Origin of the sequence: Pectobacterium sp. PL64 (genome assembly GCF_022477975.1) — a bacterium.
Taxonomy (GTDB): Bacteria; Pseudomonadota; Gammaproteobacteria; order Enterobacterales; family Enterobacteriaceae; genus Pectobacterium; species Pectobacterium jejuense.
Genome location: NZ_CP092070.1, coordinates 602675 through 611915 on the forward strand (window position 1 = coordinate 602675; position 9241 = coordinate 611915).

Annotated in this window: 4 protein-coding genes and 2 pseudogenes; 2 read left to right on the plus strand and 4 right to left on the minus strand. The window is 53.1% G+C overall.

Features of this window, described 5'->3' with window-relative positions; all coding sequences use genetic code 11:
- The first annotated feature begins 176 nt into the window (after positions 1–176).
- Positions 177–1373 (plus strand): mannonate dehydratase, encoded by a 1197-nt coding sequence (uxuA, locus tag HP572_RS02680; protein ID WP_240584723.1) that lies wholly within the window; start codon positions 177–179, stop codon positions 1371–1373.
- Between the two features lie 103 nt (positions 1374–1476).
- Here the strand turns inward: uxuA and pelI are convergent, their stop codons facing one another.
- Positions 1477–2520, minus strand: coding sequence for a pectate lyase PelI (gene pelI, locus HP572_RS02685; protein WP_205552870.1), 1044 nt, complete (start codon positions 2518–2520; stop codon positions 1477–1479).
- 577 nt (positions 2521–3097) lie between these two features.
- On the opposite strand from pelI, the gene HP572_RS02690 reads away from it, so the two are divergent.
- A complete protein-coding gene (locus HP572_RS02690) occupies positions 3098–4306 on the plus strand; it encodes a glycoside hydrolase family 28 protein (protein WP_205552868.1) in 1209 nt (402 codons plus the stop codon).
- 94 nt (positions 4307–4400) lie between these two features.
- Here HP572_RS02690 and HP572_RS02695 read toward each other — a convergent pair.
- The 3 genes and pseudogenes from HP572_RS02695 to HP572_RS02705 form a co-directional block, all read right to left on the minus strand.
- A pseudogene (locus tag HP572_RS02695) lies at positions 4401–5571 on the minus strand (HlyD family type I secretion periplasmic adaptor subunit).
- An 11-nt stretch (positions 5572–5582) separates the two neighbouring features.
- A pseudogene (locus HP572_RS02700) lies at positions 5583–7722 on the minus strand (type I secretion system permease/ATPase).
- A 37-nt stretch (positions 7723–7759) separates the two neighbouring features.
- Entirely contained in the window at positions 7760–9199 is a 1440-nt protein-coding gene (locus HP572_RS02705; protein ID WP_240584724.1) for a TolC family outer membrane protein, read from the minus strand.
- Positions 9200–9241 lie beyond the last annotated feature (42 nt).

Consider the following 9241-nt stretch of genomic DNA (forward strand, 5'->3'; position numbering starts at 1 on the left):
TTTCCCTCGCATGATTTCAGCCCGAGTACGCATTATGTCAGTCCAAAATGCGAATTTTTTGTGTAATTGGTCAATCAATTAATGAGTTTCGTTTGACAGCCTGTCCCGGTGAGGTAGGCTTTTCCTATTCTCGACGACAACTCACTATCTTGACGAAAATAAAAGGGTAACTCGGTATGGAACAAACCTGGCGTTGGTACGGCCCGAACGATCCTGTCTCACTGGATGATGTTCGGCAGGCTGGAGCGACCGGCGTGGTGACGGCGTTGCACCACATCCCCAATGGCGAAATCTGGTCGATTGAAGAGATCGAAAAGCGCAAAGCCGAATTGAAGGCGAAAGGGCTAGTGTGGTCGGTGGTGGAAAGCGTACCGGTTCACGAGGAGATCAAAACCCAGACGGGGAATTATCAGCAGCATATTGCCAATTACCAGCAATCGCTGCGTAACCTGGCGCAGTGCGGCATTGATACGGTGTGTTATAACTTCATGCCCGTGCTGGACTGGACGCGAACCGATCTGGAATATGTCCTGCCGGATGGCGCAAAGGCGCTGCGTTTCGAGCACATTGCCTTTGCCGCCTTTGAACTGCATATCCTGAAGCGTCACGGTGCTGAAAAAGATTACACGGCGGATGAACAGGCACAGGCTGCCGACTACTTCCGTGCGATGAGTGAAGAAGATATCGCGCGCCTGACGGGCAACATTATCGCAGGGCTACCGGGCTCTGAAGAGGGCTATACGCTGGAGCAATTCCGTAGCCGTCTGGCGGAATATGATGGTATCGACCACGCCAAACTGCGCGAGCACCTTGGGTATTTCCTCCGCGAGATTGTGCCCGTTGCGGAAGCCGTTGGCCTTCGCCTTGCTATTCACCCGGACGATCCGCCGCGTCCGATCCTTGGGCTGCCGCGTGTGATGTCGACGATTGACGACATGCGCTGGCTGAAACAGACGGTCGATAGCCTTCATAACGGCTTTACCTTCTGCACAGGATCGTACGGCGTGCGTGCTGATAACGATCTGGTGACGATGCTGGAAACGTTCGGCGATCGCGTGCATTTCACCCATCTGCGTGCCACCTGTCGGGAAGACAATCCCAACTCGTTCCATGAAGGGGCGCATTTGCAGGGGGATGTGGACATGGTGGCGATTATCAAAGCCATTCTGGCAGAAGAACTGCGGCGTCAGAAGGCGGGCGATCGCCGTCCGATCCCGATGCGGCCAGATCACGGGCATCAGATGCTGGACGATCTGAAAAAGAAAACCAACCCCGGCTACTCAGCAATTGGGCGGTTGAAAGGGCTGGCGGAGCTGCGCGGCGTCGAGCTGGCGTTAAAACGCACGCTGTTTACCGAATTGCAGCAAGGGTGATGAAATGAAACAGACCGTGCTTGAATAAGCACGGTCTGCAAGTGACTGATGCGTCAGGACCCCAGAGGGGGTATTAATTTATATGTGAATTCTGCTGGCAGAATTACAGAGCTTTAACGTTTGAACGGCTGACTTTGCAGTTCTTGGTATCCCACTGCTCGTCATGTTTTGTTGGTGTGCCTTTGCCTTTTTCTACACCAGTAAACTCTTCACAGATTTTAGGTTTACCTGCTTTGTAGTTTTTAATACGCAAATCACGGATTTCAGCAACATCACCAAAGTTACGGTTTACGCCAGCGATGCTGTCGATGGTGCCGTTAACAGTTGCGCTGATGATGGTGAGGTTACGTGGGCCACCGTTGTTGGTGCAGTCACCACAAGAGCGCCACAGTTTGCCGTGTTGGCCAGTCAGGGTGAAGTTGCCCTGTACGATAGTGTGACTGTTCTTGGAGTTCTGTTGCAGCACTTTGTCCGGCTTGCCACCAGGGCCATTGGTGGTGTTATGTGCAACACCGCCGACGATGGTCATGGTTTTACCCAGGTTGGTTGCTGCATCTTCACAAACGTCTTCCCAGATCACGTTTTCAATACGGCAGTTGCCTGACTTACAGTGGATACCGTCAGAACCGCCTTTTTCAGAGATGCGCAGGTTCTTAATGGTGGCATTTTCCAGCGTGATAACCGGAGGCTGTTTATCACTGTCGCCTTTACAGCTCAGACCCAGAGTAATACCACCGCAGTCGACGGTTTTATCTTTAATTACCGCTCCCGCTTTACATTCTGGACTGGCTGCTTTAAGCGGCGCTGCACGTAATGGCGCAGGTGCCGTTGAGGCGGCATTAGATTTCAGAACGCTATTATTACCGCTAACGGTATCCACCCAATACCAATAGTCTGACTGTGGATTGGCGGTTAAATCGGTAAAGGTTCTGTCGCTGGAATTGAGCTCTGCGATTTTTTCGCTGCCTGCCTGAGCACTATTGGTGCTGCGATACACATCCTGGCGAACAACATTGCCTGCATCGGTAGACCAGCTTAAATAGGTGGCATTGTCTTTTTTCAGCAGCATCAACATGGTGTCATCAGCCTGAGCCTGAAAAGAAATAGCAGCGGTGCATAAAAATATCGGTGTTAAATACTTAAACATGTGTTTTTCCTTGTAAATTAAACGGATATTTTTTCTCTTTATTTATTCCAAATAAAGAGGGAGTCCTTGCGCATCGAAAAGGATTATATAGCAGAGAATATGAAATGAATAATAATTCGAAGAAATTTTTGAGATTAATCAGGTTATTTAATTTAGTCTGTTATTATTTTATATTTAATTTTATTTATGGTTTATTATATTTCATTTAATTATTTTCTGGAAATTAATAAACATTCGGAAGGTTCTTATTAAGAATAAGAGAAGTGAATGATGTGGCGAGGTGAAAATCTTATCACTCGCCTACTGCTGTACGTGACGGGATTCGATTTGTTTCTACGTTTCGTTGATGTGCCATTTAATTTTCTGGTGATAATTTAACCATGCGTAAAACTGAATGCTTTTCTTGATAAACATCAGCAAAGTTTTATGTAAATGGACTTTTATTAATCTACATATTCATGTGCGACAATTTTTAGTTTCTATAAAGGTGTTTCATTTTTCTTAATTAAATAAAGAAAATACGTCATTCCTTTTTAGTCACAATAAAATTGCGGATATCTATAAGGTAAGGTTTGACATGGAATACCAATCAGGCAAGCGAGTTTTATCACTATCATTGGGGCTATTAGGTCTGTTCAGCGCATCGGCGTTTGCTTCTGACTCACGAACGGTGAGTGAACCGAAAGCACCGTCTTCCTGTACGGTGCTTAAAGCGGACAGCAGTACGGCCACGAGTACGATTCAAAAGGCTCTGAATAATTGCGGGCAAGGAAAAGCGGTAAGGCTGAGCACAGGGAGTTCGTCCGTCTTTCTGAGCGGTCCGCTTTCTCTGCCTTCTGGCGTGAGCTTATTAATCGACAAAGGGGTGACCTTACGTGCTGTGAATAACGCCAAGTCTTTTGAGAACGCGCCATCATCCTGCGGCGTCGTTGATAAAAACGGTAAAGGCTGTGATGCGTTTATTACCGCTACGAGTACGACAGGTAGCGGAATCTATGGGCCGGGCACTATTGATGGGCAAGGCGGCGTGAAGCTGCAAGATAAAAAGGTGAGCTGGTGGGATTTGGCCGCCGATGCCAAAGTGAAAAAGTTAAAACAGAATACTCCCCGGCTGATTCAGATTAATAAGAGCAAGAATTTCACGCTGTATAACATCTCTCTCATTAACTCCCCGAACTTCCATGTCGTGTTCAGCGATGGTGATGGTTTCACCGCGTGGAAAACCACGATCAAAACACCGTCCACCGCCAGAAACACCGATGGTATCGATCCGATGTCGTCAAAAAATATCACTATTGCCCACAGCAATATTTCGACGGGTGACGATAACGTGGCGATCAAAGCCTATAAAGGCCGTGCCGAGACGCGTAATATTTCCATTTTGCATAACGAATTCGGAACAGGCCACGGTATGTCGATCGGCAGCGAAACGATGGGGGTTTACAATGTAACCGTCGATGACCTGAACATGAATGGCACCACGAATGGCTTACGTATTAAGAGTGACAAGTCGGCTGCTGGGGTGGTCACTGGCGTTCGGTATAGTAATGTCGTCATGAAAAATGTGGCGAAACCGATTGTGATTGATACGGTATATGAGAAAAAAGAGGGGAGTAATGTTCCTGACTGGAGCGACATTACGTTTAAAGATATTACGTCCCAAACCAAAGGCGTAGTGGTACTGAACGGCGAGAACGCGAAAAAGCCGATAGAGGTCACCATGAAGAACGTCAAACTGACGAGCGACAGTACATGGCAAATCAAGAACGTCAACGTTAAGAAATAACGCGGTTAAGACATCGTTCTGTCATAACAGCGCCGCGCGGGGAACCGTGCGGCGCTGCTGTTTGTCACTTCCACTCGTTGTTCCGGGGGCGAGTTTAACGCTCACGCAGCGCTTCATTGACCTTGTTCAGCGGCTTAATCAGATAGTCCATCACGCTTTTTTGACCGGTTTTTATCTCAACGCTGGCGACCATACCGGGCACGATGGGGAATTTTTCCCCAGCTTTGTTGGTCAGCTCCGCCTGCGTGGTGCGCACATAGACCCGATAATAAAACTGATCGCGCCTGACTTCGTCCTGAAGGGTATCCGGCGACACGCTTTCGACTTCGCCCGTTAAATTGCCGTAGATGGAAGAGTCATAGGCGGTGATTTTTACCGTGGCGGGTAAACCCGGCCGGATATAGGCATATATCGCGTGGGTTGATGCGTGTTTCGATTAGCAACTGATCTTCCAGCGGTACGATTTCCATCAGCTTACCGCCCGGTTGCAGCACGCCGCCTACGGTCGTTACCTGAATGTCTTTCACAATTCCGCGTACCGGTGACGTGATGGTGGCGCGCTTGAGCTGGTCGGCTTTCCCACTGACCACTTCCATCTGTGCTTCCAGATCGGCGTTGTTTTTGACCTGTTCTTCCCGCGCTCGCACGGCATATTGGTTGTTGGCTTCGTCAATTTTGCCGCGGATTTCGCTAATCTGCCTGCGTAAGCGAATCACCTCGACGGCGCTGGCGGCACCGCGCTGTACCAGCGGTTCCGTCATTCGCAGCTCTTGCTCCACCAGCCGCATAGACTGTTGCAGGTTGGCGACCGTTTCATCGCGATTGCGCAAGCGTGATTCATAAAGCTGACGTTCGCGTGCGGCCAGCGCCGGTTCCTTCATGGTTTCTTCGCTAAATTTTAGCGGTGCACCGCTGAGCTCGGCGTGCAGGCGTTCGGCGGAGGCTCGCAGCGTCTGCACGCGGGAGAAGGCTTCGCCGTAGACGGACTGGAAGCGGTTGATGTCCAACTGCGCCAGCACCTGACCTTTCTCGACGACGTTACCCTGTTGCACATACAGCTGGCCGATGATCCCGCCATCGAGGCTTTCAATCACCTGCGCGCGGGTCGACGGCGTGACTTTGCCGCTCCCGACGGAAACCTCATCCAGCACGGCGAATTGGGCCCAGATACAAAACGCGATCAGCCCCAGCAGGCTGAGCCAGATAATGACGGAGACGCGTCGTCCCTGGCGTTTCAGGTCATCATGGATAGTGATGCTACTCATTGTATTTCCCCTTACGCCACGCTCTGTGCGGTATCTGCCGGTTTGCTGACCGCTTTCAGGATCTGATCGCGCGGGCCATCTGCCACGATGCGCCCGCCATCCATGACGACCACGCGATCAACCAGCTTGAGCAGCGCCGGGCGGTGTGTCACCAGTACCAATGTGCGGCCCGTGAGCCAACTGCTTAGCTGTTGGATAACGTGGCTTTCCAGCTGTTCATCCATCGACGCGGTGGGTTCATCCAGCAGCACGATCTGGGGATTGCGCAACAGCATCCTGCTGAGCAGAATCATCTGTCGCTGTCCGCCAGATAAACCGCGCCCGCCTTCATGAATGATGCGATCCAAGCTGGAAGCATCCTGTCGGATCAGGCTGAGCGCGCCGCTAATGCGCAGCGCCTGCAACAGTTCCTGCTCGGTAGCATGCGGGTTACCTAGCATCAGGTTTTGCCGCAGGCTGCCGAAGAACAGGCGCGATTCCTGTGATAGAAAACCCAACTGGCGGCGGACATCGGCTGGATCGATCTGGCTGATATCAACGCCATCAATAATGACCTTGCCGCGCGTCGCGGTTGCCTGATTGGCAAGCAGCTTGAGCAGGGTGGATTTCCCCGCACCGACTTTACCCAGCAGCGCCACTTTTTCGCCCGGTTTGATCTCCAGTTTACCGACCTGCAAGGCGGTATCGCCCTTTTCGGGGTCGTAGCTGTATTGCACGTTGTGCAGTTGGAAGTGCCCCTGAAGGATCGGGCAGTGCGCCATTTTGCCGTCTTCCGGCCGATCCAGCGGTTTTTGCAGGATGTCATCCAGCCCGGTCATGGCGGTTTTCGCATGCTGCCAGCGGGAAAACACCATCGTTAGCTGCATGAGCGGGGCGATGGTGCGGGAGGAAAGCAGGCTACAGGCCACGAGCGTACCGGTGGTTATATCGCCCGCCATCACCAGATAGCAACCGAAGACCAGCATGCCAGCATAGGTGAGCTGTTGAACGGTTGATGCCCAGCCGCTGAGCCGTGCCCCCCACACGCGCTGCTTCATCCCGATGGCGGCGCTGACTTCGTGTGTTTGCTCCCACTGGCGCTGAAAGTAGGGTTCGGCCTGCAACGCTTTAATATCTTCGATCCCTTCGATGGATTCGACCAGCACCGCATTGCGCAATGCGCTTTCACGCATCCCTTCTTTGGCGAGCTTCGCCATCGGCCATTGCAGCAGCAGGCCGGGGATCACAATCAGCGGGATCGCCAGCATGGGAATAAACACCAGCGGGCCGCCGATCATCGCCATGATACCGAGAAACAGCAAGACGAACGGCATGTCAGCGGCCGCCCCGACGGTCGTCGAGGTCAGCAGTTCACGCACCTGATCGATTTCCCGCAACTGCGAAATAAACGAGCCGGTGGATTTCGGCCGAGCCTCATTTTTTATCGCCAGCGCCCGGGCGAACAGCATACCCGAGACGTTCAGATCGATACTTTTTCCCATCAGATCGGAGACGATGGTGCGCGACAAACGGATGGCATACTCTAATGCGGCGGCCAGCAGCACGCCGAAAAACAGCACCCACAGCGTGGGGATCGACTGCGCCGGAATCACGCGGTCATACACCTGCATGGAGAACAGAATCCCCGCCAGCGCCAGAACGTTAACCCACGATAGAGGCCAGAGAGATTTCCCCGATCTGTCGTTTTGCGCCGCGAAAGTGTTGCCAGAACCAGTGCTTGCGGTACGGTTTGACGAAATCATCAATGCGGGTATCGCGGCCACGTTCCGCGATGCCGACCAGTACGATAATCCCCTGGCTGTGTTTGATGAGTTCCGTCAGTTCGGCTTCGCGCTGAATATCGCCGCCGTCATTCAGCCAGTAGGTGGCGATGCCTTCGTCATTCAATGATTCGATGACGATCACGCCGCCGTCATCGGTTTCCGCCAGTACCGGTAGGATCTTGTTGCGCCAGCGGAGTTTCTCCGTGTGGCGCAGGCTGATGCTCAACCCCATCAGGTGGCTGATTTGTTCTAACTGGCGGGCAATCGGCTGCTGTTCGTACCAGCGCATCTGCTGGCTAACCGACTGAGTATCCACCACCTGTCCATAGTGAGCGGCGGCGCGAGCCATCGCGGCAATCCAGACTTCAGTTTGGGTAACGTGTGTCATTGATATTCCTGGATGTTCTTATCCGGCAGGAGCCGGCTTACAGCGACGGTAACGTCTCGCCAGTGGCTTGATGACGCTCAATACCCAGCATATCCAGCAGATTATCGACGGCCGCGGCGTAGTTAACCGTCGCCTCCCAGCCGTCGTATAACGCACCGATGCGTGAGGTTTCAGCCTGCAACACGTCTTGTTCCACGCTGAGCAGGTCGTTCAGGCTGCGTTTGCTGAGCTTGTACTCATCCTGATAAACATTGCGGGTGTAGGTCGCGCTGGTGATTTGCTGCTGGCTGGCTTTTTCACGCTGCTGCGCACCGATGAGATCGGCATAGGCCGTTGAGGCCTTCTGGTTCATATCCAGCTTTGCCGCTTCGACTTCGGCCTGCGCCGCTTCGCGCGTGCCTGACGCGGCATCAACGCGTGCGCTGACGGCACCGCCCTGATAAAGCGGGGCTTCTACCACCAGCTGTAGCTGATCGTCCCAGTAATTACGCCTGTCGGTTTCATAGCGGGTGCGACCTGCCTGCACGGCAATGGTGGGAAAGTGCTGCGCTTCTGCCTGACGAATCCGGTGGCGTGAGGCCTCTTGCTTGGACTGCGCGCTCAGCACCGCATTACTCTGCTGGTACGGGAGTGCCTTGAGCGTAATCTTTTGTTGCAGCAGCGCGCGTGGCAGATCGGGCAGGGCGGTAGGGAGAACGCCGGTCAACACGCTGAGCTGCGCCAGCGAGGAACGTTCCAGCGCACGGTATTGCTCCAGCGTCGCCCTCATACCCGCGATGCGGGTTTCCGCTTGCAGGATATCGGATTGGGTACTGAGACCAGCCTCGGCGCGGAGCGTCGCGGTGTCTTTTACCACACTGAGCGACGTGATATTGCGCTCGGCCGCCAGACTCAGTTCCTGATAGCGTTTGACTTTCAGGTAGGTGAGCAAGGTTTGCTGACCTACCGTGGTCATGGTGCCGTAGAGCTGATAGCGATAAGCATCTGACAGGCTGTGCTGCTCATCAATGCTGCCGCCCGTCTTACCGAAATCGTACAGGAGCTGTTTTAGCGTAAGACCCGCCGTAGAATTGTTGCTCATCGTGCCGCCGGTATCACTTTGATCTGACCGACCGACATTGCCGCTCAGGCCGATTTGCGGGAACCAGGCGCTTTGTGCCACGCGCAGATCGGCTTCGCCGACGCGAATTTGTGCCGAGGCCTGTGCGATTTGCGGGTTGCGCGCGAACGCGCGAAGAATGGCCTGTTTGAGGTCCAGGCTATCGACCTGCTGCTCTGTCGGTGCGGCGGACCAGTCAAACGCGACGGCCTGAGCGAACGTCGGCGAGCTATAGAAGAAAGGAAGACTACCGCAGGTCAGCCCGATCGCCAGCCCGATAGTCAGGACACCGCGCGGCGTGTGATGGCGTAATGTGCGTGTCAAAAAAGCGCGATTGCGCGGAAAAAACATGCCCCTGATAAAAAATGGTTTGTGCATCAATGACCCCTGTTTTCATCACTCTTTGTTTTAGTTCCTTTA